Source organism: Aliivibrio sp. 1S175 (assembly GCF_001690985.1).
GTDB lineage: Bacteria > Pseudomonadota > Gammaproteobacteria > Enterobacterales > Vibrionaceae > Aliivibrio.
Window position 1 is genome coordinate 474,701 of sequence record NZ_MAJS01000006.1, and the last position, 22,460, is coordinate 497,160.

General features: G+C 39.3%; 20 protein-coding genes. 14 read left to right on the top strand and 6 right to left on the bottom strand.

Features of this window, described 5'->3' with window-relative positions; all coding sequences use genetic code 11:
- The first annotated feature begins 118 nt into the window (after nucleotides 1-118).
- From A6E06_RS04060 to A6E06_RS04075, 4 genes are all read left to right on the top strand, one after another.
- Nucleotides 119-1,273 carry an amino acid permease gene (locus tag A6E06_RS04060; protein ID WP_065591755.1) on the top strand — a complete coding sequence of 385 codons (1,155 nt, stop codon included), beginning with the start codon at nucleotides 119-121 and terminating at the stop codon, nucleotides 1,271-1,273.
- Between the two features lie 100 nt (nucleotides 1,274-1,373).
- Nucleotides 1,374-2,540, top strand: coding sequence for an amino acid permease (locus tag A6E06_RS04065; protein WP_065591756.1), 1,167 nt, complete (start codon nucleotides 1,374-1,376; stop codon nucleotides 2,538-2,540).
- 69 nt (nucleotides 2,541-2,609) lie between these two features.
- Nucleotides 2,610-2,969, top strand: a complete 360-nt coding sequence (locus A6E06_RS04070) for a DUF2799 domain-containing protein (RefSeq protein ID WP_065591757.1) — start codon at nucleotides 2,610-2,612, stop codon at nucleotides 2,967-2,969.
- 49 nt (nucleotides 2,970-3,018) lie between these two features.
- Entirely contained in the window at nucleotides 3,019-3,378 is a 360-nt protein-coding gene (locus tag A6E06_RS04075; RefSeq protein ID WP_065591758.1) for a DUF2799 domain-containing protein, read from the top strand.
- A 68-nt stretch (nucleotides 3,379-3,446) separates the two neighbouring features.
- Here the strand turns inward: A6E06_RS04075 and A6E06_RS04080 are convergent, their stop codons facing one another.
- The 5 genes from A6E06_RS04080 to pabB all read right to left on the bottom strand — a co-directional run bounded on the left by A6E06_RS04080 (nucleotide 3,447) and on the right by pabB (nucleotide 9,056).
- Nucleotides 3,447-3,998, bottom strand: a complete 552-nt coding sequence (locus A6E06_RS04080; protein WP_141676880.1) for a hypothetical protein — start codon at nucleotides 3,996-3,998, stop codon at nucleotides 3,447-3,449.
- 176 nt (nucleotides 3,999-4,174) lie between these two features.
- A complete protein-coding gene (locus A6E06_RS04085; RefSeq protein ID WP_065591759.1) occupies nucleotides 4,175-5,536 on the bottom strand; it encodes an L-serine ammonia-lyase in 1,362 nt (453 codons plus the stop codon).
- A gap of 97 nt (nucleotides 5,537-5,633) precedes the next feature.
- Complete coding sequence (locus A6E06_RS04090) at nucleotides 5,634-6,884, bottom strand: aromatic amino acid transport family protein (protein ID WP_065591760.1); 1,251 nt, start codon at nucleotides 6,882-6,884, stop codon at nucleotides 5,634-5,636.
- A gap of 191 nt (nucleotides 6,885-7,075) precedes the next feature.
- Nucleotides 7,076-7,657: a CoA pyrophosphatase gene (locus A6E06_RS04095; RefSeq protein WP_065591761.1), complete on the bottom strand. Its 582-nt coding sequence runs from the start codon at nucleotides 7,655-7,657 to the stop codon at nucleotides 7,076-7,078.
- A 28-nt stretch (nucleotides 7,658-7,685) separates the two neighbouring features.
- The gene (gene pabB / locus A6E06_RS04100) at nucleotides 7,686-9,056 is read right to left on the bottom strand and encodes an aminodeoxychorismate synthase component I (RefSeq protein WP_065591832.1); all 1,371 of its coding nucleotides are present in this window, start codon (nucleotides 9,054-9,056) and stop codon (nucleotides 7,686-7,688) included.
- A 171-nt stretch (nucleotides 9,057-9,227) separates the two neighbouring features.
- Here pabB and A6E06_RS04105 point away from each other — a divergent pair, with 171 nt between their 5' ends.
- The 6 genes from A6E06_RS04105 (at nucleotide 9,228) to A6E06_RS04130 (ending at nucleotide 17,058) form a co-directional block, all read left to right on the top strand.
- Nucleotides 9,228-10,772: a fumarate hydratase gene (locus tag A6E06_RS04105; RefSeq protein ID WP_065591762.1), complete on the top strand. Its 1,545-nt coding sequence runs from the start codon at nucleotides 9,228-9,230 to the stop codon at nucleotides 10,770-10,772.
- 153 nt (nucleotides 10,773-10,925) lie between these two features.
- Nucleotides 10,926-11,288, top strand: a complete 363-nt coding sequence (locus tag A6E06_RS04110; protein WP_065591833.1) for a DUF2799 domain-containing protein — start codon at nucleotides 10,926-10,928, stop codon at nucleotides 11,286-11,288.
- Nucleotides 11,289-11,373: 85 nt separating this feature from the next.
- Nucleotides 11,374-12,408, top strand: coding sequence for an efflux RND transporter periplasmic adaptor subunit (locus tag A6E06_RS04115; RefSeq protein WP_065591763.1), 1,035 nt, complete (start codon nucleotides 11,374-11,376; stop codon nucleotides 12,406-12,408).
- Between the two features lie 2 nt (nucleotides 12,409-12,410).
- On the top strand, nucleotides 12,411-13,490 hold the full coding sequence (locus A6E06_RS04120; RefSeq protein WP_065591764.1) for an efflux RND transporter periplasmic adaptor subunit: 1,080 nt from the start codon (nucleotides 12,411-12,413) through the stop codon (nucleotides 13,488-13,490).
- The gene (locus A6E06_RS04125) at nucleotides 13,490-16,567 is read left to right on the top strand and encodes an efflux RND transporter permease subunit (RefSeq protein WP_065591765.1); all 3,078 of its coding nucleotides are present in this window, start codon (nucleotides 13,490-13,492) and stop codon (nucleotides 16,565-16,567) included. Before A6E06_RS04120 ends, A6E06_RS04125 begins: the two co-directional genes overlap by 1 nt.
- Nucleotides 16,568-16,671: 104 nt before the next feature.
- On the top strand, nucleotides 16,672-17,058 hold the full coding sequence (locus A6E06_RS04130; RefSeq protein WP_065591766.1) for a DUF2750 domain-containing protein: 387 nt from the start codon (nucleotides 16,672-16,674) through the stop codon (nucleotides 17,056-17,058).
- 95 nt (nucleotides 17,059-17,153) lie between these two features.
- Here the strand turns inward: A6E06_RS04130 and A6E06_RS04135 are convergent, their stop codons facing one another.
- Nucleotides 17,154-18,344: a cystathionine beta-lyase gene (locus A6E06_RS04135; protein ID WP_065591767.1), complete on the bottom strand. Its 1,191-nt coding sequence runs from the start codon at nucleotides 18,342-18,344 to the stop codon at nucleotides 17,154-17,156.
- Between the two features lie 143 nt (nucleotides 18,345-18,487).
- Between A6E06_RS04135 and A6E06_RS04140 the strand changes: the two genes are divergently transcribed.
- From A6E06_RS04140 to A6E06_RS04155, 4 genes are all read left to right on the top strand, one after another.
- On the top strand, nucleotides 18,488-18,838 hold the full coding sequence (locus A6E06_RS04140; protein WP_065591768.1) for a hypothetical protein: 351 nt from the start codon (nucleotides 18,488-18,490) through the stop codon (nucleotides 18,836-18,838).
- Nucleotides 18,839-19,076: 238 nt separating this feature from the next.
- A complete protein-coding gene (yiaY, locus tag A6E06_RS04145) occupies nucleotides 19,077-20,222 on the top strand; it encodes an L-threonine dehydrogenase (RefSeq protein WP_065591769.1) in 1,146 nt (381 codons plus the stop codon).
- Between the two features lie 147 nt (nucleotides 20,223-20,369).
- A complete protein-coding gene (gene ribA / locus A6E06_RS04150; RefSeq protein ID WP_065591770.1) occupies nucleotides 20,370-20,969 on the top strand; it encodes a GTP cyclohydrolase II in 600 nt (199 codons plus the stop codon).
- Between the two features lie 224 nt (nucleotides 20,970-21,193).
- Nucleotides 21,194-22,447: an imelysin family protein gene (locus A6E06_RS04155; RefSeq protein ID WP_065591771.1), complete on the top strand. Its 1,254-nt coding sequence runs from the start codon at nucleotides 21,194-21,196 to the stop codon at nucleotides 22,445-22,447.
- The last annotated feature ends 13 nt before the right edge of the window (nucleotides 22,448-22,460 follow it).

A 22,460-nucleotide genomic window follows, 5' to 3' on the forward strand; every position in this document is an offset into this window, starting at 1 on the left:
AACTTCAACCGTTTACCCTCATTTGTGGTGTATTTTTGCGCGTGTTGAATTTGAAAAGCTAAAACTAAAAATAAACTAGAACTAAAGTTCAAACTCGAATAAAAACGAAGGAACAATTATGAATTTAAAATTAATCGGCAGCTCTCTTATTATTTCAGGTACCGCACTGGGTGCTGGTATGCTTGCAATCCCTATGGTTTTGGCTCAATTTGGCCTGCTGTGGGGAACTGCGCTAATGTTGCTTATCTTTATTGGTACAACATATGCTGCCTTATTACTATTAGAAGCAAGTATTAATGTGGGTGGTGGTTTAGGAATGAATACCATCGCTCGTAAAAGTTTAGGTAAAGGAGGACAGCTAGTTACTAACGGTTTGCTGTATGCTTTACTGATCTGTCTCTTAATGGCTTATATCCTTGGGGCAGGGGATCTATTGAATAAATTATTACGTAATATTGGTTTTGATTTATCTCTAGTACAAAGCCAAATAGCATTCACATTAATTGCAGGGGTGATCGTTGCCTCGGGAACGGCAGTGATTGATAAGATTAATCGCGTTTTATTTGCCATCATGTTGTTGATGCTTTTACTTACGCTTGTCTTCTTGGTTCCAGGAATTTCATTAGATAACTTAACTCAAGTATCAAACTCAAACCCATCAGAACTGATACAAACCAGTGCGATTATTTTTACTAGCTTTGGTTTTATGGTTGTTATTCCTTCATTAGTTTCTTATAACCATGAAGCAACACCTAAGCAGTTGAGAAACATGGTTATTGTTGGTTCTTCTATTCCTTTAGTTTGTTATCTAGTGTGGCTATATGCGGTGGTTGGTAACTTAACCCCTGAGCAAATTACGCACTTCTCTAATGTGTCAGAACTGATTTCAGTATTTAGTGCTGATCATGCATTTATTAATGCAGTACTTTCTAGTTTTACTGGTCTTGCATTATTAACGTCTTTCTTAGGTGTGGCGATGGCTTTGTTTACTCAAAATGAAGACACGTTTAAACAAAATAAAGTAGTGACTTACGTTATTAGCTTTATCCTACCTTTATTGGGTGCCGTTTTCGCAGCAGATCAGTTTTTATCTGTATTAAGCTATGCAGGTATTATCTTAGTGTTCCTAGCCGTTTTTGTTCCTCTAGCTATGGTTGTTAAGCTAAGACAAATAGAAAATCAAGACAGAAGTTATGTCGCAGAAGGGGGGGCAGCAATGCTTATTTTCTCTTTTGTTTTTGGTACTTTTTTATTGGTTTCTCAAATTATTTAGTAACCTATTCTAAAGCGAATACACTTGTGCCCTATGTTACAGGTAGGGTGCATACTTTTACTCTTTATGAGTAATTATTTTCATGAAATAAGAATACACGATGAATTTTAAATTATTTGGCAGTGCATTAATCCTTTCAGGTACTGCTCTTGGCGCTGGAATGCTAGCTATTCCAATGGTATTGGCGCAATTTGGATTATTTTATAGCACTTTGTTAATGTTGGTTATTTGTGCAGGAACAACGTATTCAGCACTATTACTTACAGAGGCGTGTTCAAAAACTGAGTTAGCATTTGGTATTAATACCGTTGCAAATAGAACACTGGGTAAAGGTGGGCAGATTATTACGAATGCCTTATTTTATTTGCTGCTTATTTGTATGTTGATTGCCTATATTTTAGGTGCGGCTGACTTAATTAAGCGTATATTCTCAATGTTTGCTATTGAGATGAGTATAGAAACGGCACAAATTGGTTTCACATTAATAGCGAGTGTATTTGTTGTCTGCGGAACTCAAATTATTGATAAACTAAATCGTGTTTTGTTTTTGTTTATGGTTTCAATGCTTGCGATTACCTTAGTGATCTTAGTTCCTGGTATCTCATCAGATAATTTAATGCAGGTAACGAATACAGATACAGGAATGTTATTTAATACAAGTACTATCTTGTTTACTAGTTTTGCTTCAATGCCAGTCATCCCATCACTTGTTGCTTACAATAAAGAAGCGACAAGTAAACAGCTAAGAAATATGATTATCTTAGGTTCTATTATTCCTCTGATCTGTTATTTAGTTTGGCTATATGCAGTTGTTGGGAACCTAAATGCTGATGAATTGACTCACTTTTCTAATATTTCAGATCTAATTCAAACCTTTAGTGCGAAAAATGAATACATTGAAATAATTCTTTCAGTTTTTACTTCATTAGCGTTGCTGACATCATTTCTTGGTGTGGCAATGGCACTTTACAATCAAAATAAAGACATGATCTCACATAATAAAGTAGTGGCTTATGTAAGTACGTTTATTCTACCGTTATTAGGTGCAGGTCTTGCTGCTGATCAGTTTCTATCCGTGCTTGGTTATGCCGGCGTAATCCTTGTTTTCTTAGCTATTTTCATCCCATTAGCAATGGTGGTAGCGTTAAGAAAGAAAGCCAACAATACGGCTGAATTATCTATTCATATTTATGAAGCGGAAGGTGGAAAAGTAGCCTTAGGAATGACATTACTATTTGGTCTTTTGCTATTAATGAGTCAAATTTAATAGAATTTATGATCTAATCCTCTACACTTAACGTAAAAGGTAATGTGTTATTTGTAGAGGGTCAGCAAAATGAAAATTTTAATAATCAGTATCGCTGCTTTATTACTTGCAGCATGTTCAAGTACACCGCCACCAACATCAAACGTAGACAGTGATTGGAATGCCTTTGGTTATGAAAGGGCAATGAAAGGGTGGATTGTTCAATCTGAATCAAAATTGACTAAATTATCCGAAGGTAAGATGGTTAGTGATGCGAACTACCAAGCATACATTGCCGGTTATAATAAAGGGCAGGAAGAGTACTGTGATCAAAGTGCTTATATGCTAGGTGTTGTTGGGAAGCAGTATAACGGTATATGTGATAATACTGATCCGTTCTTCCGTCAAGATTACAACAGTGGAAGGTATTCAACGGCTGGTGGAATGTAATTTAGTTACTTTATAATATTGGATAAATATATAATAAGAGGGTAGTGACATGAGAACGATATTAATTGCTGTAGTTTCACTTTTTCTAGCAGCTTGTTCAAGTACTGCACCACTAACGTCAACACAAGACAGTGACTGGGGTACTTATGGTTTAGAAAGAGGTGAAAAAGGGTGGAACTTTGAATCGAAAGAACAAATAACCGGTCTTTTAGATGGTAAAGAATTGATAGCATCTAATTATGATGCGTATCAAGCTGGATATAAAACAGGGTTACAAGAGTATTGCAGTCAAGACGCGTTTGAATTGGGAACCAAAGGAGGCGTTTATACTGGCGTTTGTGATGGTATAAATAAAGAGTTTAAATATGAGTATTTACGAGGGTCTAATTCGACTAAAAGAGGGATGTAATCTCTTCCTTGTTACTTGTAGATACATAAAAAATGACGGATTATAATCCGTCTTTTTTTGTATGCAATTTAGATAACTTTAACAATATTAAAACGACCCATTTTTTTCAAAATTGGTAAAAATTCTTTGTTTACTTCAAGCATTACTTTTTTTGCTTTGCTGTAAGCACTTAATTTATCATTTCCGTTACCATGGGAGAATAAACGGCTTTTGGGCTTATATTCGCCATCGACCAACTCTTTCCATCGGACAATATAATAATCAGTGGTACGAACTTCTCCAGAATGCAGAGTGCGTTTTTTTGTAATAATGTCAGGTTCAAGATTATGTGGCAGTCTTTCAAACAGACTTGGTGTATTTAAAACGGCATTCCAGCAGTTTCCCCATAATTCCTTACCTACTTTATTTCTTTGTTTAACGGCTTCTTTTAGGGCTTTTTCTCTGCCTTCTTTTAAACAACCAATAGAGCGGTTATACATACCATCATCTGGTGTATGTATATGAATTTTCACGCAATTGAATGAATGGGAAATAAAGCGGTAATCACTTTCCATACCTGTCCACTCAGCTCTTAATTGCTGTGCTCTTAGGGAAAGCGTATGTTTTTTCTTATTTATCATAGGAATATACTAATTATTTGCATAGGGTTATTATTACAGTAATTGATTCATTTGTTAATAGGGTAGATGATTAATTCATCAATTAATTGCATATAGCTAGTATAGGGTATGTAAAAGAAAGGAGGCAATAAAAAAGGGCGATATACGCCCTTAAAATGTAACTTAAGTATTTCTGATTAACAGATAACTTTAATCGCTAGACCACCTTGAGAAGTCTCACGGTATTTTGCGTTCATGTCCTTGCCTGTTTCAAGCATTGTTTCGATAACTTTGTCTAAAGAAACACGAGGATCAGACGAACGACGAAGTGCCATACGAGTTGAGTTGATTGCTTTTACAGAAGCAATACCATTACGTTCAATACAAGGAACTTGTACTTGTCCTGCAACAGGATCACACGTTAACCCAAGGTTATGCTCCATGCCAATTTCAGCAGCCATACAAACCTGCTCAGGGCTTCCACCCATTAATTCAGCAAGACCAGCAGCAGCCATTGAACAAGCAACGCCTACTTCACCCTGACAACCAACTTCTGCACCAGAGATAGACGCATTTTGCTTATATAAGCCGCCAATCGCACCAGATGCTGCGAAATAACGAATGTAATCTTTCTCTGTTACTGTTTGGATAAACTTGTCGTAATAAGCCAATACAGCAGGGATGATGCCACATGCGCCATTTGTTGGTGCTGTAACAACACGTCCACCAGCGGCGTTTTCTTCATTTACAGCGAATGCAAACATATTAACCCAATCGAGTACTTCCATTGGATCTGTCGATGTTTTTTCTGATGTAAGCAACTGTTGACGAAGCGCGGCTGCACGACGAGGAACACGTAGAGGTCCAGGAAGAAGCCCTTCAGTATTCATGCCTTTTTCCATGCAATCACGCATGGTTTTCCAAATTTTCGCGAAATAAGTACGAACTTCATCTTCTGCGAGAATTGCATGTTCGTTCTTCATTACTAGGGCACTAATAGATAATCCATGTTCTTTACATAGGCTAACTAGTTCGTCTGCGCTATTAAAGGCATAAGGAACCTTGATTGATGATTCTACTTCTTTACCAAAGTGTTCTTCATCAACAATAAAACCACCACCGATAGAGTAGTAAGTTTTAGAATAAACAACGTCACCATCAATCCACGCATGGATTTGCATACCATTTTCGTGAAGTGAAAGATTAGAAGTGTGGAAATTCATCCCACCGTCTTTTGGAAATTCGACTGTGTGGCAATGCATGCCAACGGGTAGTCGTTCTGTTTCTTCAACGCGAGCAATAAAGCCTGGAATTGAGTCAATATCTACGTGTTCTGGCGTGTTGCCTGCCAGACCCATAATAATAGCTATATCAGTATGGTGACCTTTCCCTGTCAGTGATAACGAACCGTAAACATCAACAGTGATTTTAGTGATATCACGCAGTTTGCCCATGCCACGTAAATCGTCGATAAACTCTTTACCTGCTTTCATTGGACCAACAGTGTGAGAGCTGGATGGACCAACTCCAATTTTGTAGATATCAAAAACACTAATCATGTTGTTACCTCGAATAAGCCCCCATTAATAGGGGGCTTTTATTATCATTATTTTTACTTCGAATAATCGATGTCTATATCAGCATATAGAATGACGATTAAAGAGCGCCGTAGATTACAGAAGTAATCGCTGCAACACCACATAATGCTGTGAAGATTTGCACAGGTGCTGAAGTTTTGTACTTCGCCATTGCTGGTACTTTACGCATTGCGAATACAGGCATTAGGAATAGGATAGCGGCAATCATTGGCGCGCCCATTGTCTCAATCATGCCCAAGATGCTTGGGTTAACGATAGAAACGATCCATGTTGTCACAACGATGAAGATTAAAGACCCTTTCTCAACAGTAGCAATAGGTGCTTTTGTATGAGACTTAGTTAAACCTACAAGGCCTTCATGAGCACCAAGGAAGTGACCGAAGTAGCTTGAAGTAATCGCAGCAAATGCAACGATAGGGCCCATGATAGAAATCATTGGAGATTCGTGAACGTTAGCTAGGTAAGAAAGAACTGAGATGTTTTGTGCTTGTGCTTGTGCTAGTTGCTCTGGAGATAAAGAAAGAACTACAGAGAAAACGAAGAACATTACAAAGCTCATTAGCATCATAGCTGCACCGCCAGTGATCATGTCAGTTTTAGCAACTGCATCTTCACCGTATACGCGACGCTGTTCTTTAGAGAACTGGCTAATCACAGGGCTGTGGTTGAAAGAGAAAACAATGATAGGAATTGCTAACCAAACAACTGAAGGCATTGAGCTCCAATCTGGGTCAACAGAAACCATTGAAGTGTTCCAACCAGGAATTAGGTAGATAGATAATGCCATTAGGATGAATACTAGTGGGTATACCATTGCTGATGTCGCTTTCAGCATTAGTTCTTTACCAAATACAACACCACATGTCATCAGAGTGATAAGCACACCAGACAGTAACCAGCGTGGAATAGATTCCATACCAAGTTGGTTTACCATGAAAGAGTCTACTGTGTTTGTAATACCAACACCGTAAATAAGTACAATTGGGTAAATCGCAAAAAAGTAAGCAAAAGTGATTAGGTTTGCGCCAGTTTTACCAAAATGTTCTTCTACCGTATCGGTAATATCTGCGTCTGGGTTCTTTGCAGAAAGAACAAAACGAGCCAAACTTTTGTGTGCAAACCAAGTCATTGGTGCCGCGATTAAAGCAAGAATAACAAGAGGCCAAAAACCACCCGCACCAGCTTTAATTGGAAGGAATAAAACACCAGCACCTACTGCAGTACCGAAAAGAGAAAGACACCAAGTGAAGTCTTTATAAGTCCACTTTGCTTTTTTTGCACCAGTCGATGCAGTCGTTGTTGTTTGCATAGTAATTATACTCTTTAATTTTCTTAGAACAGGAATTTTGGGAACGGCGCTATTGTCGTTATTTTGACGAAAAAAACTTTGACCCAGATCGACAAATGAAAAAATATGAATGAAGAACTGAAAATAATTGATAACAATCACAGTAGGAAGGGCTTTGTCATTAGAAAAACTTATCGTTACTGGTAATTTTTCTAAGTTGAAATGTGATTCATTGAATGAATGATTTCGGCGGTAATTCCCCAAATGAGTCTTTTCTCAAACGGAATAAAAATTAGCTCATAAGTGTATTTTTTGTTAAAAACTTGGTGTTTTGTCGTATTTTTAGGGTTAAGTAGATGGATAATCGGTGCTTCAAATGTGCTACTAACTTCACCGTAATCGATTGCGGTAGTGTAATTAGCATCAATAAGTGCAACAATAGGGGTTACTTTATAGCCGGATGTTGTTGGTATTGTGTTAAGTTTTACTAATGGTTTAATCTGCGAAGGTAGGATGCCTATCTCTTCATTTGTTTCACGAATAGCGGTATGAATAAGGGATAAATCAGAGGGTTCGACCTTGCCTCCAGGGAAGCTAATTTGACTTGGATGGTGACGTAAATGTGACGCTCTTTGCGTTAAAATTAAATGCAAACCAGAGGGTCTTTTAACCAGAGGAACGAGCACAGCAGCAGGCTTGAAATTGTCATTTTCAAAGCGAGGATGTTGTAATAGTGCGTCACTATAAGAATTCGGCTTATTGAGTAGTAATTGAGGGAGTAAATATCTATCCATAAGCCAAATCCTTTCGTTAAAGTAACCATTATAAAATAGGCAGGATTTTGCCTAATTTATGCAATGTCTCTTCATATTCTAGTTCAACTTTGCTATCAGCAACAATTCCACCGCCAGCTGAGGCGTATAAAGTGTCTTTATAAGCAATTAATGTTCTTATCGTAATACTCGTATCCATTGTTCCACAGCGGCTGATGTAGCCAATACTGCCACAATATAAATTGCGACGGTGTGGTTCAAGTTCTTCAATTATTTCCATTGCTCTAATTTTGGGCGCGCCAGTAATTGAACCTCCAGGAAATGAGGCTTTAAGCAGATCATAAGCAGAATATTCTGTCTTTAACTCGCCAGTAATGGTACTTACGAGGTGATGAACAGCAGGGAAAGACTCTATATCAAATAATTTAGGGACTTTTACTGAGCCAGGTATAGCAACACGGCCAATATCATTACGTAGTAAATCGACAATCATCAGATTTTCAGAGCGATCTTTAGGGCTGTTACGTAAAATATCAGCTTCTTTAGCATCGGCTATTGGGTCATTGGATCGGGGGCGAGTGCCTTTAATGGGCTTCGTTTCAATCTGTTTATCTTTCACTTGTAAAAAACGTTCAGGAGAAACAGAGAGAATAGCTAATTCAGGTGTCCTAATAAACGCCGAAAAAGGAGCCCCGTTATTGACCGCTAGCTTTTTATAAGCCAACCATTCAGAACCTTCGTAACTTGCATTAAAGCGCTGAGCAAGGTTGATCTGATAACAATCACCAGATTGTAAATAGTCATGAATAACCTCAAATTTTGCAGTGTATTCGGCTTGAGTCATGTTTGATGACCAAGGCGAAACGAGAGCAAAAGGAGATTTATCTTCTTCAATGGATAAAAATTGCTCTAACCAGTGAGTACGGTCACTATTTTGTGGTTGAATAAGCGTGATTGTTTTCTTTTTATGATCAGCAATTAGGGCCCAATCATAAATACCTATCGCCATTTCTGCGGTTGGAATGTCATTTTTTGAAATGTCAGGTATTGATTCAACTCGACGGCCTAGATCATAACTAAAATACCCCAAAGCTCCGCCAATAAACGGAAGATCTTCAATTGGATTATGTTTAGGAAGTAATCGTTCTTGATAATGAGCAAGTAACTGAAAAGGACAAGCCTTACTCGTGATAGGATCTTGCCCTTTTATATGAATAGACGTTACTTGACCATGTGTTTCCAATGTTGCTATCGGGTCAGAAACGACAATATCATAACGATTGTCTATATGATCAATAGCAGAAGAATGTAACAACATAGACCATGGCTGATCCTCAATAGCCGAAAATAAATTCATCAAAGAGTCAGATTGATAATCAAGTCGTATAATTTGTAATTTTGTGTCTAATTGATTGTTCATTTTGAATTTTTTATGACCAGAATGTGATGAGCAGCGATAGCCTTGGATGGAGAGCAAGAGTATCATACTGCAAGTTCTAAAAGAAAAATAATAGATGATGATTGTTCACATCATCAATAATTAGAACATTACTTAACCATTGCTATGGAAGCGTATACATAAGAGGGCCCTATGACGAACGTTAATAAAGAGATGGCTGTCCAACAAGACACCATCATTCGTAATGAAGATGTGATCAGCTCAGTTGCTGATGCACTGCAGTATATTTCTTACTATCACCCACTTGATTTCGTTCAAGCGCTTGAAAAAGCCTACCATAGAGAACAAAGCCAAGCAGCGAAAGATGCGATAGCTCAGATCCTGATAAACTCAAGAATGTCAGCAGAAGGACGTCGTCCTATTTGCCAAGATACCGGGATTGTGACTTGTTTTGTTAATATAGGTATGAACGTTAGATGGGAAGGTGATTTAACGGTTCAACAAATGATAGATGAAGGTACTCGTCAAGCGTACTTGAATCCAGACAATCCATTACGAGCATCAATATTGTCTGATCCTGCAGGTAAGCGTATTAACACCAAAGACAATACGCCATCGGTAGTTCATATCAGTATGGTTCCAGGCAATAAAGTTGAATTTCAAATCGCAGCTAAAGGTGGCGGTTCAGAAAACAAAACTAAAATGGTTATGTTAAATCCATCAGATGATATCGCTGAATGGGTAGAAAAAACCTTACCATTAATGGGTGCGGGTTGGTGTCCTCCGGGTATGTTAGGGATAGGCATTGGCGGTACAGCAGAAAAAGCAGCAGTACTGGCTAAACAATCATTAATGGAACATATCGACATTCAAGAATTGATTGATCGTGGCCCAGAGAATGCAGAAGAAGAGCTTCGTCTTGATATCTTTAACCGTGTCAATAAACTAGGTATTGGCGCGCAAGGACTTGGCGGTTTGACAACGGTTGTTGATGTGAAAATAAAATCAGCACCAACTCATGCTGCATCTAAACCTGTGTGCATGATCCCTAACTGCGCCGCGACGCGCCATGTTCATTTTACGCTTGATGGTTCAGGTCCTGCCGATCTTCAACCGCCAAAATTAGAAGAATGGCCAGACATTACATGGGAAGCCGGCGCGAATACTCGCCGTGTAAACCTAGATACGATTACAAAAGAAGAAGTGCAAGAGTGGCGAACTGGTGAAACAGTTTTACTCACGGGTAAAATACTAACAGGCCGTGATGCTGCACACAAACGCCTTCAAAGTATGATCGAAAGCGGTGAGGGTTTACCTGAAGGTGTCGACTTTAATGGTAAATTTATTTACTACGTTGGTCCCGTTGACGCAGTACGTGATGAAGCCGTTGGTCCTGCGGGTCCAACAACATCAACTCGAATGGATAAATTCACCGATATGATGCTTGATACCGGATTGATGGGAATGATCGGTAAAGCCGAGCGAGGCCCTGCAACCGTTGCGTCTATTAAAGACAAGAAAGCGGTATACCTAATGGCTGTTGGCGGTGCTGCTTATTTAGTCGCAAAAGCAATCAAAAAAGCCAGAGTCGTTGCTTTTGAAGAATTAGGAATGGAAGCGATTTATGAATTTGATGTTGAAGATATGCCGGTGACTGTGGCTGTCGATTCAACAGGTGCAAATGCACATCAAATTGGTCCAGATACGTGGAAAGTAAAAATCGCAGAAATGGAATAAGTTAGTAATTTACTAAATTGTTTCTATAATTTATGAAAAGCACTCAATTTTTGAGTGCTTTTTTTATATATGTATAGTTAATGTTAACTTATTGAGTGTATTATGGTTCTTCATTATGAATCAAGCAGAACACGTTATTTACTTGGAGATCCTATGAAATTACTTATTTCAGCGATATTGGCATTGTTATTGGTTGGATGTTCATCATCACCTCAAGCAGAAAAAGAAAAAAATGCAGATGACTGGTTTAATTATGGTGAGTTCAGAGCGAAGAAAGGATTAATTGTTCAGACACAAGAACAATTAGAAGCGGTGAATCCTGATGAGACAATTACAAAGGAGTTTTACAATGCTTATTTTTCAGGTCATCAGGAAGGTACTGTTATTTATTGTACCCAAAATCCTTATATCTTAGGGTTAAGTGAAGCACCTTACTTTGATTTATGCGCCCAATCTCATCCAGAGTTTAAAGACGAATATGAGAAGGGAGTGAACCACCAACAAAATAAAAAATAATATGTATTAATTTCAGACTTTCGGGATGAAAGAATGTTATGGGTAATAATGTTTTATATAAAAAATTCATTACAAGGAATTGTGTATGTTTAAAAAAACAGCAGTGGCAACGCTACTTAGTTCTGTTTTATTGATCGGGTGTGATAATAAAGCCCTAGAGGTTGTAGAGCCAGAGTCGAGACCAGCGAAAACAATGGTTGTGTCTATCGGTAATCAAGCCACCTCGCGCTTATTTCCTGCTCAAGCGGAAGCCGGAGATAAAGCCGTATTAGCGTTTAGGGTTCCGGGTCAACTAAATACCTTAGAAGTAAATGCGGGTGAAATGGTATCAAAAGGACAGCAACTCGCCACGATAAATCCGGATGAATATCGATTATTACAGAAACAAGCACAAGCGCAATACCGTTTGATTGATGTGCAGTACCAACGAATTAAAAAACTACGTAAAGACCAAGTCGTTTCAGAACAAGATTACGATACCGCAGTAGCAAACCGAAAAACCGCCAAGGCGGCCTTGGATCAAGCGAAAGCCAATCTCAGCTATACCAAATTAATTGCCCCTTACGAGGGAACCATTTCCTTGTTACCAAGTGAAAACTTTGAGTACGTAAGTGCCAAGCAATCGATCATGCACATTCAAACCAATGATATTTTTTATGTGGTTTTTCAACTTCCAGATTACTTATTAAAACGGTTCAGTTTTTCCGAAGTCGAAGCAACGGTAACGTTTGATTCATTTCCTAATTTTCAATTCCCTCTTGAATTTGAAGAAATTGATACCGAAGCGGACAGTAAAACATCAAGTTACACAGTTAAAATGAGCATGCCTCGACCAACAGAATTAGGTATTTTGCCAGGAATGTCAGGTCAAGTAAAAGTCACTATCCCAAGTGGTGAAAGTGAAAAATTGCCAGTAGGGGCGGTTGATTCGGAAGGTGATAAAACTTACGTGTGGCGAGTGGCCGAAGATGGCAGAGTCGAAAAAGTAGAAGTAGAGCTTAGTGATGAGCGTCAAATTCTTTCTGGCATTAATGATTCAGACCAAATCGTATCTTCAGGGATTGCCGGGTTAGAAGAAGGCATGAAAGTACGTAAGTGGGTTAAGGAAAGAGGATTATAATTATGCAGAAATTAATGAGATTTTCTTTATTGTCGACTGCCTTATTGCTTACGGCTTGTAACCCCGCCCCAATTGATACGGTGTTAGAAACACCTGATGTCATTATTAAAACGATTAATTCCGGTTTAGTGAGTGATCATCTTTATCTTCCTGCAGTCGCTACGGCGGCCGATCGCTCCCATCTAAGTTTTCGTTTATCTGGTGAGATTAAAGAGTTAAATGTTCGCTCGGGAGAAACCGTTAAAGCCGGTCAAGTCTTAGCTATTTTAGATAAAACGGATTACAACATTGATGTAGATAATGCGAGAGCAAGATATAACGTGGCAAACAGCCAGTATCGACGCTCGAAACCCTTAGTCGATAAGGGGTTACTTGCAAAATCACAATTTGATGAATTAGCCGCCCAACGTCAGATTGCATTGGCTGATTTAGAATTAGCACAATTGCGATTAAGTTTTACAGAATTAAAAGCCCCAATAGATGGCGTCATTTCTCGAGTGAGTGTCGAGCAATTTGAAAACATTCAAATGGGGCAGCAAATCTTCAATATTCATAATCGTAGCGCGGTTGATATTACGGTTCAGGTACCTGATAAGTTATATGCTAAACAACCAAATAAAGGATTAGTCGATAAAATTAAAGCCTCTGTTCGTTTAGATGATGGTTCATCGTACCAAGCGAGGGTTAAAGAGTTCACTACAGAGCCTGATCCTGAATCGGGTGCTTACTTAGTGACGCTGACGATGCCAATGCCAAAAGATCAATTTATTTTGGATGGTATGGCGGTTGAAGTGACGACTGAGCAAAGTTCATTAGGCGCGTCGAGTCAATTTGGACTTATTATTCCAATAGAAGCTGTTTTTAATGAAGATGGAGACAGTATTGATCGAAAAGAAAAATACGTCTGGCTTGTTGGCTCTGACAATAAAGTGAAAAAGCAAAAAATAATAACCACCAAGGCAACGTCTTCGGGCTTACGAGTCGTTGAAGGGATTTCAACAGGTGATCGTATTGTTATCGCGGGTGTTTCACGTTTACGTGATGGTATCGAAGTGAATATTATCAATGCGGAGGAGAAATAATGAGTCAAGAAAAGGGAATCGCAGCTTACTTTATAAAAAATAAAGTGGTTAGTTGGATGTTGACTTTGATCTTCATGATTGGCGGTACATCGGCATTTTTTGGTCTTGGGCGTTTAGAAGATCCCGCCTTTACCATTAAAGATGCCATGGTTGTCACTAATTATCCGGGAGCAACGCCAGAGCAAGTTGAAGAAGAAGTCACCTATCCAATAGAGAAAGCCATTCAACAGCTTACCTATGTTGATGAAGTGAATTCAATTTCAAGCCGAGGTTTGTCTCAAATTACCGTCACCATGAAAAACAATTATGGTCCGGATGATTTACCACAAATTTGGGATGAACTGCGTCGTAAAGTGAATGACTTAAAACGTCAATTGCCGCCGGGGGTTGGAGAGCCTTCTGTGATTGATGATTTTGGTGATGTATATGGGGTGCTTCTTGCCATTACGGGGGAAGGATACTCTTATAAAGAATTATTGGATTATGTTGATTATCTGCGACGTGAACTTGAATTGGTTGATGGGGTAAGTAAAGTCTCTGTTTCTGGTGTTCAGCAAGAACAAGTCTTTATCGAAGCGTCTTTAAAGCGAATGACAAGTTTAGGTATTTCACCACAAACACTTTATAACTTACTGTCAAATCAAAATACCGTGTCTAGTGCTGGTGCCGTCAAAATTGGGTCGGAATATATTCAAATCCATCCAACGGGTGAGTTTGAAGACGTTTCTCAATTGGGTGACTTGATCATTACCGAAGGTGGTGCTCAAGGTTTAATCTACTTAAAAGACATTGCCGAAGTAAAACGAGGTTATGTTGAAGTACCAAGTAATTTGGTTAACTTTAATGGTAACTTTGCACTCAATATGGGCGTTTCTTTTAGCGCGGGTGTTAACGTTGTTGAGATCGGAAAACACGTTGATCAACGTATGCTAGAACTGCGAGTTCAACAACCGATTGGCATTGATATTTCTGAAATATACAGCCAGCCAAAAGAAGTAGATAAATCGGTGAGTGGTTTTGTGGTTAGCCTCGCTCAAGCGGTTGCCATTGTTATTATTGTATTGCTTTTCTTCATGGGTGTGCGTTCAGGTCTACTTATTGGTTTAATTCTATTAGTGACGGTGTGCGGTACGTTCGTGTTCATGAAATACTTCGCGATAGATTTACAACGTATTTCGCTAGGTGCATTAGTTATCGCACTAGGGATGTTGGTTGATAACGCCATTGTGGTGGTAGAAGGTATTCTCATCGGTATGCAAAAAGGCCGAACGAGACTGCAAGCGGCCACCGACATTGTAACGCAAACCAAATGGCCACTGCTTGGTGCAACCGTTATTGCGGTAACGGCCTTTGCCCCGATTGGTTTATCGGATGATGCAACGGGTGAATACTGTGGAACCTTATTTACCGTTCTACTTATTTCATTAATGTTGAGTTGGTTTACTGCTATTTCTCTTACGCCATTCTTTGCGTCTTTATTCTTTAAAGAAACGGTTCAGGTTGAAGGGGATAATAAAGAAGAAAAAGATCCATACAACGGAATGATCTTTGTGATCTACAAGCGTTTCCTTGAGTTTTGCATGCGCTACTCATTGGCAACCATGCTGATCCTTGTTGTGGCTCTTGGTGGCAGCATGTATGGCTTTACCAAAGTTAAACAATCGTTCTTCCCATCATCAACAACGCCAATTTTCTTGGTGGATGTATGGATGCCAGAAGGAACGGACATTCGCTCAACCAACGATACGCTTAAAGAATTAGAAGAGTGGATCTTAGAACAAGAACATATTGATCACGTAACAACAACGGCAGGGAAAGGCCTGCAACGGTTCATGCTGACTTATACGCCAGAAAAAAGCTATGCTGCTTATGGCGAGATAATGACACGTGTTGATGATTACACCGCTTTACCTCCATTGATGGCTAAATTCCGCCAACACATTGAAGCCAACTATCCGCAGATCCAATACAAGTTAAAGCAAATTGAATTGGGGCCGGGTGGTGGTGCCAAAGTTGAAGCGAGAATTGTGGGTGCCAATCCAACTATTTTACGAGACTTAGCTGCACAAGTGATTGAAGTCATGCATAACGATCCGGGTGCCACGAACGTTCGTCATGATTGGCGTGAGCGTACTAAAGTGCTTGAACCTCAATTTAATGAAAGTCAGGCGCGTCGTTACGGCATATCAAAAACCGACGTCAATGAACTGCTTGAAATGGCATTCTCTGGCAAAGCGATTGGTGTGTACCGTGATGGTACAACGTTAATGCCTATTGTGACGCGTTTACCTGAAAATGAACGTGTTGATATCAGTACGATTGAAGGAATGAAGATCTGGAGCCCGGCATTATCATTGTACATTCCATTACAACAAGTGGTATTGGGTTACGATGTAATTTGGGAAGATCCACTGATAGTACGTAAAAACCGTAAACGTATGCTAACGGTAATGGCTGACCCCGATATTCTAGGTGAAGAAACCGCCGCAACATTACAAAAGCGTTTGCAACCACAGATAGAAGCGATCGATTTCCCTACAGGCTACAGCTTAGAATGGGGTGGTGAATATGAATCATCACGCGATGCACAAGCGTCACTATTCCAAACGATGCCTATGGGGTATTTGTTCATGTTCTTAGTGACGGTGTTCCTATTTAATAGTGTGAAAGAGTCCGTTATTGTGTGGTTAACTGTGCCACTTGCCTTAATTGGGGTAACCAGTGGTCTACTCTTGCTTAATACCCCATTTGGCTTTATGGCACTACTTGGTTTCTTGAGTTTAAGTGGGATGTTATTGAAAAACGGCATCGTACTGCTTGATCAAATTGAGATAGAAATACACTCAGGAAAAGAACCGTATCATGCAGTAGTTGATGCGGCATTGAGTCGTGTTCGTCCGGTTTGTATGGCGGCGATCACTACGATTCTAGGTATGATCCCACTATTGCCAGATACCTTCTTTAAACCAATGGCCGTAACCATTATGTTTGGTTTAGGTTTTGCAACCGTACTGACCTTGATTGTGGTTCCTGTGCTGTACCGCATGTTCCATAAAATTAAAGTCGTCGAATATTAATCAAAGATTGCTATAAACTCTAATTCAAGCCCACATTGTCATACGCAGTGTGGGCTTTTTTTGGTATTATCCATAGGATACTTTCCCACTGATAGGAATTGGTAATGAGCCAACTAGATCAACAAACAATGGACAAAATCGTAAATTCTCATGAAGAAGAGCGTTTTACTTACTTTATGAAAGAAGTTGTCGCTAATCGTGAGATTTGGATTTTGACTGATGAGCACGGTTGTGTGATGTTGAATACTGAAGAAGAAGATTGCGTTCCAGTATGGCCAAACAAAGAGTTTGCAGAAGCGTGGGCAACGGGCGAATGGGATGTATGTAAAGCAGAGTCTATCTCTCTAAACAAATGGCACAGCCGTTGGACTACTGGTTTAGAAGACGATGAACTTGCTGTTGTTGTTTTCCCAAATCAAAATGAAGAAGGGCAAGTATTATTCCCTGATGAGTTTGATTTTGAATTAACAAAACAAGAAAGAAAGCGTTAATTTTTTATCAGCCTAGATATTAAATACAGAGACATATAAAAATGGCGACTCAAATAAGAGTCGCCATTTTTGTATTTTTGCTAAACAGCATAAAGTTAAGCTGACAAAGTTTCTTGATATCGAGCTAAACCTTGCTCTAAATCTTCAATCAAATCATCGACATCTTCTAATCCAATATGAACACGGATCAGCGTGCCTTCAAACTGAGGATGAGCCACCGTTCTTAACGCATTAAAGCTTTTTGGCTCATTCGCTAAGATCAAACTTTCAAAGCCACCCCATGAATAACCCATACTAAAATGCGTCATACTATCAAGCAATGCCGTTGTTGCTTTGGTGTCAGACTGTTTTAGAACAAAAGAGAACAAGCCATTACAGCCTTTAAAGTCTCGTTGATAAATATCATGACCCGGGCAGCTTTCAAGGGCAGGGTGACGAACGTGATCAACCAGTGGATGCACTGCCAACCAATTCGCTACTTTAAGACTGCTTGCTTCATGCTGTTTCAGGCGAACGCCCATCGTACGAATACCACGCATTGCTAAATACGCATCATCAGGTGAAATACATTGGCCCATTAAATAGCTTTGCTCACGCAGTTGATCCCAATGTTGTTCATTCGCCACTGCCGTACCAAGCATCACATCAGAATGACCGACAATGTATTTGGTCGCCGCTTGAATAGAGATATCAACACCATGATCAAACGGTGAGAAATTCACACCCGCCGCCCATGTATTATCAAGCATCACCACAATATCCGATTCGTGTGCGATACGAGCAAGAAGCGGAACGTCTTGAACTTCCATCGTGATAGAGCAAGGAGACTCAGTAAACAGCACCGTGGTATTGGGTTTAATTAAATCACGAATGCCTTCACCAATCATTGGATCGTAATAGGTAGTTTCAATCCCCATTTTCTTCAAGATGGTGTCACAGTAATCACGAGTAGGTTCATAACAGCCATCAACCATTAAGATATGATCGCCCGTTTTTACGAAACACAAAATCGCATTTGCTATTGCAGCCGTACCACAAGGGTATAAGGCACAACCTGCGCCGCCCTCTAATTCAACCATCGCATCTTGCAAGGCAAAGTGGGTTTCAGTGCCGCGACGACCATAGAAAAGAGTTTGTTTGGCACGATTGGCCATGGCATGATTTTTTTCAGCAACGGTATTAAAAACAACCGTAGAAGCGCGTTGAACCGGTGGATTGACCACACCTTTTGTCCATTTCTTGCTGCGACCAGCAGTAACGTATTTGGTCTCTAATTTATCAGACATCTGAATCCATTCAATAATAAGTAAATAATACCTCCATAAAGCCAAAGTGAAGGCGAAATATCAAGGATTAAAACGAATTCCTATCGAATAAATTTTTATTACTGATAAAATCACACTATTGTTAATCTAAGAGTTGAATCAAAATGCAACAGAATGAATTTGAAATACTAGTTAAAGAGTTGTGCCAAAAAGAAAACCTTCCTCAAGTGCTAGAAGCATTAAAAGCATGTGAAGACCAAGATATCGTTGAAGCGGCTGAGTCATTGGCTGGCCAATTCCGTCTTGCTGAAGTAGAAGGCGAGCAACGTATTTATCATGTATTTAATGATGAAGACGAAAACGGCGAAACTCAAGAGCTTGCAGAGTGGATCATGAACGAAGGTGATGATGTGATCAAATTCGTCGCTTGGTTCTTCTACGCAATGTTTGATATGAAGCAAAAAGAAACGTACCAAGCCGCAGGTAAAACGTACCAGCAGCCAAAGCGTTCTTAGGATTCGCTCGTACTTTCTCAAGCCAATAATTAGTTTTATTGGCTTTTTTATCAATTAATTAACGTATTTTCTTCTTTGTTCTATCCGTCTACCCATAAAGTATGATGCATATCTCGTTTTCACTGTAACGTAGGCTACCCGTTACAAAAAATTGTCTTAGATCAAAAAGTTATTAACCGCATCAGTGTTACAACATAATCAGTTCTTAAAATTTATATAAATTATATTGGAGTTGGTTATGAGTGCATTTTTTATCCCTAGCGTAAATTTAATGGGTGCGGGTTGTCTTACTGAGGCAGTGGATAGCATTAAATCTCAAGGTTACAAAAAAGCGTTAATCGTGACTGATAATGTGTTAGTCGCTATCGGCATGGTAAAGCAAGTTTCTGATTTATTAGCTGAGCGTGGCGTAGAAGTTGCGGTGTTTGACGGCACTCAACCAAATCCAACCATTGGTAACGTAAACGCAGGCCTTAAAATCCTACAAGAAAATCAGTGTGACTTAGTTATTTCTTTAGGTGGTGGTTCTCCACATGATTGTGCTAAAGGTATTGCTTTAGTTGCAGCCAATGGCGGTGAAATTGCAGATTACGAAGGCGTAGATCAATCGCCAAAACCTCAAATGCCACTAGTTGCTATCAATACAACCGCAGGCACGGCATCAGAAATGACGCGTTTCTGTATCATTACGGATGAAGCTCGTCACATTAAAATGGCGATTGTGGATAAACACACAACCCCGTTAATGTCAGTGAACGATCCAGAACTAATGCTTGCAAAACCGGCCTCATTAACCGCAGCGACAGGTATGGATGCACTAACGCACGCAATCGAAGCGTATGTATCTATTGCAGCAACACCAATCACAGATGCCGTAGCGATTAAAGCGATGGAATTAATCCAAGCGCATTTACGCACCGCGGTAGCTGATGGTCAAAACCTTGAAGCACGTGAGCAAATGGCGTACGCACAATTCATGGCTGGCATGGCATTTAATAATGCATCTCTAGGGTATGTTCACGCGATGGCACACCAATTGGGTGGTTTTTATGACCTTCCACATGGCGTATGTAATGCCATTCTTCTTCCTCATGTACAAAGCTACAACGCAAAAGTATGTCCAGAGCGTCTAAAAGACGTCGCAAAAGCAATGGGTGTAAATGTAGAAGGTATGACTAATGAAGAGGGCGCACAAGCGGCTCTTGATGTAATTAAAGTGCTATCAAAAGATGTAGGTATTCCTTCTGGTCTTACTGAGCTAAATGCGAAAGAAGAAGACTTTGATACGCTCGCTGAAAATGCACTAAAAGATGCGTGTGGGTTTACTAACCCTCAACAGGCAACACATGATGAAATTGTGAGCATTTTTAAAGCGGCAATGTAATAAATAAGCAATATATCTATAAAGGTCTAACATTTGTTAGGCCTTTTTTTTGATTCTTGCATTTTAACTAGATATGCTTATGATCTTTTTATCTAGTTAAATCGTAGAAGGTCTACTCTTCTCATTGGAAAAAGGCAGTAAATCCGCATGGCAGACGTAAGAGCTCGTATAGAGTTAATGGTAGGACAGCAAAGTAATATCCCTGCAGAAATGCTTTCATTTGAAGGGCTAGAGACTGAAAAAGAACACGTTGCCGTTGTTTTCAAGCAAGCAGATAAAACACAAGCAATACCTTTAGTTCGTATGCATTCAGAATGTTTAACAGGTGATGTGTTTCATTCATCACGCTGCGACTGTGGTGAGCAATTAGAGGAAACCATAAATCGTATGTCTGAGAGTGGCGGTATTATCTTATATCTTCGCCAAGAGGGACGCGGTATTGGTCTATATAATAAACTGGATGCTTATGAGCTACAAAGCCAAGGCATGAATACTTATGAAGCGAATAATCACCTAGGGTTTGGGGATGATTTACGTGATTTTAAAGAAGCAGCGCAAATGCTTAATGCGCTTGGGATTACTAAAATAAAGTTAGTGACCAATAACCCGAAGAAAATAAAAGATATTCAGGATTATGGTATTGAATTAGAGGAAGTGGTTAACACTCATGCTCATGTGAAGAAAGGCAATGAGCATTACTTACAATCTAAAGCTGATCATGGACATAAACTTAATTTTGATAAATAGATAATATCGAAATCATTAAGTAAAGTTACGATTTATATAAAGCCTCATCATTGAATGGGGCTTTTTTGTATCCATTTTAAATTGAGTAATCTAAATGATAAATATTTGCATTTCCATTTCAATTGCGTATATTACGCAAATAAAAATAATTATCATTAATGAATGCTTACAAAATTCACTTAATGATTTACATACTCTATTCATTTGCTCAACAAGGACGATTTATGAACCGCGTTAAATTTGCCCGAAATATCATTACCGCTTCTCTTTTTGTTTTACCGACGTTTTCTTATGCAGCAACGCAAGCAGAAGTGGTTGAACACTATGCAGATATTGCTCATGCGGTATACAGTGATTCATTAACAACAGCTCAGCAACTTGATAAAGCCATTCACACTTTTTTGAATAACCCATCTGAGAAAGGCTTACAAACGGTTAAAACTGCATGGAAAGCAGCACGAGTTCCTTACCAACAATCAGAAGTGTTTCGTTTCGGAAATGCAGTTGTTGATGATTGGGAAGGGCAATTAAACGCGTGGCCATTAGATGAAGGCTTAATTGATTATGTTGCTGATGATTACCAATATGAATTAGGTAATGATGGCGCAAAAGCAAACATCGTTGCTTCTACCTCAATCAAAATTGGTGCAGAGACACTGGATGTTAAAAGCATTGAAGCGGATAAATTGGCTGACCTTAATGAGCTGGGTGGTTCAGAGGCAAACGTAGCAACAGGTTACCATGCAATTGAGTTTCTTTTATGGGGCCAAGATTTAAATGGCACTAACGCCGGAGCTGGTGAGCGTCCATATACAGATTATGTTATTGGCTCTGCATGTACTAATGGTAACTGTGAACGCCGTGCTGAGTATTTGAAATCGGCTTCTGAGCTGTTAATCAAAGATTTATCTTGGATGGAAAAACAGTGGAAAGAAGGTGAGAAAAACTACCGCGCTGAGCTGCTATCTGAATCATCAACACAAGGTTTACGTAAAATGTTGTTTGGTATGGGCTCATTATCATTAGGTGAACTTGCGGGTGAGCGTATGAAGGTGGCATTAGAAGCTAACTCTACTGAAGATGAGCACGATTGCTTCTCTGATAACACGCATAACTCTCATTATTATAATGAGCAAGGTATCTATAACGTCTACACAGGGACTTATACGCGTACTAACGGTTCAACATTATCTGGTCCAAGTATTCATGATCTTGTTGCGAAAGAAGATAAAAAAGCAGCGAAAGAAATTAAACAACAATTTGATGCGACTCGTGATCAAGTAGGTACATTGGTTTCTTCGGCTGAAAAAGATAACCAACATTTCGATCAATTAATTGCTTCAGATAATGCGGCAGGCAATGCGTTGGTTAATAAATCTATTATGTCTTTAGTGTTACAAACGGCGTCGATTGAACGTGCAGCTAATGTGATAGGCATTACAAGTTTAAACCCTGATACCGCAGATCATGAATTTTAATTCTAAGAAAAAG

Bases quoted from the DNA above. Each gene is read 5' to 3' on its own strand.
- A6E06_RS04105 (WP_065591762.1), top strand. From the start codon at position 9,228: ATGACGAACGTTAATAAAGAGATGGCTGTCCAACAAGACACCATCATT.
- A6E06_RS04155 (WP_065591771.1), top strand. From the start codon at position 21,194: ATGAACCGCGTTAAATTTGCCCGAAATATCATTACCGCTTCTCTTTTT.
- A6E06_RS04125 (WP_065591765.1), top strand. From the start codon at position 13,490: ATGAGTCAAGAAAAGGGAATCGCAGCTTACTTTATAAAAAATAAAGTG.
- A6E06_RS04075 (WP_065591758.1), top strand. From the start codon at position 3,019: ATGAGAACGATATTAATTGCTGTAGTTTCACTTTTTCTAGCAGCTTGT.
- A6E06_RS04130 (WP_065591766.1), top strand. From the start codon at position 16,672: ATGAGCCAACTAGATCAACAAACAATGGACAAAATCGTAAATTCTCAT.
- ribA (WP_065591770.1), top strand. From the start codon at position 20,370: ATGGCAGACGTAAGAGCTCGTATAGAGTTAATGGTAGGACAGCAAAGT.
- A6E06_RS04135 (WP_065591767.1), bottom strand. From the start codon at position 18,344: ATGTCTGATAAATTAGAGACCAAATACGTTACTGCTGGTCGCAGCAAG.
- A6E06_RS04120 (WP_065591764.1), top strand. From the start codon at position 12,411: ATGCAGAAATTAATGAGATTTTCTTTATTGTCGACTGCCTTATTGCTT.
- A6E06_RS04085 (WP_065591759.1), bottom strand. From the start codon at position 5,536: ATGATTAGTGTTTTTGATATCTACAAAATTGGAGTTGGTCCATCCAGC.
- A6E06_RS04065 (WP_065591756.1), top strand. From the start codon at position 1,374: ATGAATTTTAAATTATTTGGCAGTGCATTAATCCTTTCAGGTACTGCT.
- A6E06_RS04095 (WP_065591761.1), bottom strand. From the start codon at position 7,657: ATGGATAGATATTTACTCCCTCAATTACTACTCAATAAGCCGAATTCT.
- A6E06_RS04080 (WP_141676880.1), bottom strand. From the start codon at position 3,998: ATGATAAATAAGAAAAAACATACGCTTTCCCTAAGAGCACAGCAATTA.
- pabB (WP_065591832.1), bottom strand. From the start codon at position 9,056: ATGAACAATCAATTAGACACAAAATTACAAATTATACGACTTGATTAT.
- yiaY (WP_065591769.1), top strand. From the start codon at position 19,077: ATGAGTGCATTTTTTATCCCTAGCGTAAATTTAATGGGTGCGGGTTGT.
- A6E06_RS04115 (WP_065591763.1), top strand. From the start codon at position 11,374: ATGTTTAAAAAAACAGCAGTGGCAACGCTACTTAGTTCTGTTTTATTG.
- A6E06_RS04060 (WP_065591755.1), top strand. From the start codon at position 119: ATGAATTTAAAATTAATCGGCAGCTCTCTTATTATTTCAGGTACCGCA.
- A6E06_RS04090 (WP_065591760.1), bottom strand. From the start codon at position 6,884: ATGCAAACAACAACGACTGCATCGACTGGTGCAAAAAAAGCAAAGTGG.
- A6E06_RS04140 (WP_065591768.1), top strand. From the start codon at position 18,488: ATGCAACAGAATGAATTTGAAATACTAGTTAAAGAGTTGTGCCAAAAA.
- A6E06_RS04070 (WP_065591757.1), top strand. From the start codon at position 2,610: ATGAAAATTTTAATAATCAGTATCGCTGCTTTATTACTTGCAGCATGT.
- A6E06_RS04110 (WP_065591833.1), top strand. From the start codon at position 10,926: ATGAAATTACTTATTTCAGCGATATTGGCATTGTTATTGGTTGGATGT.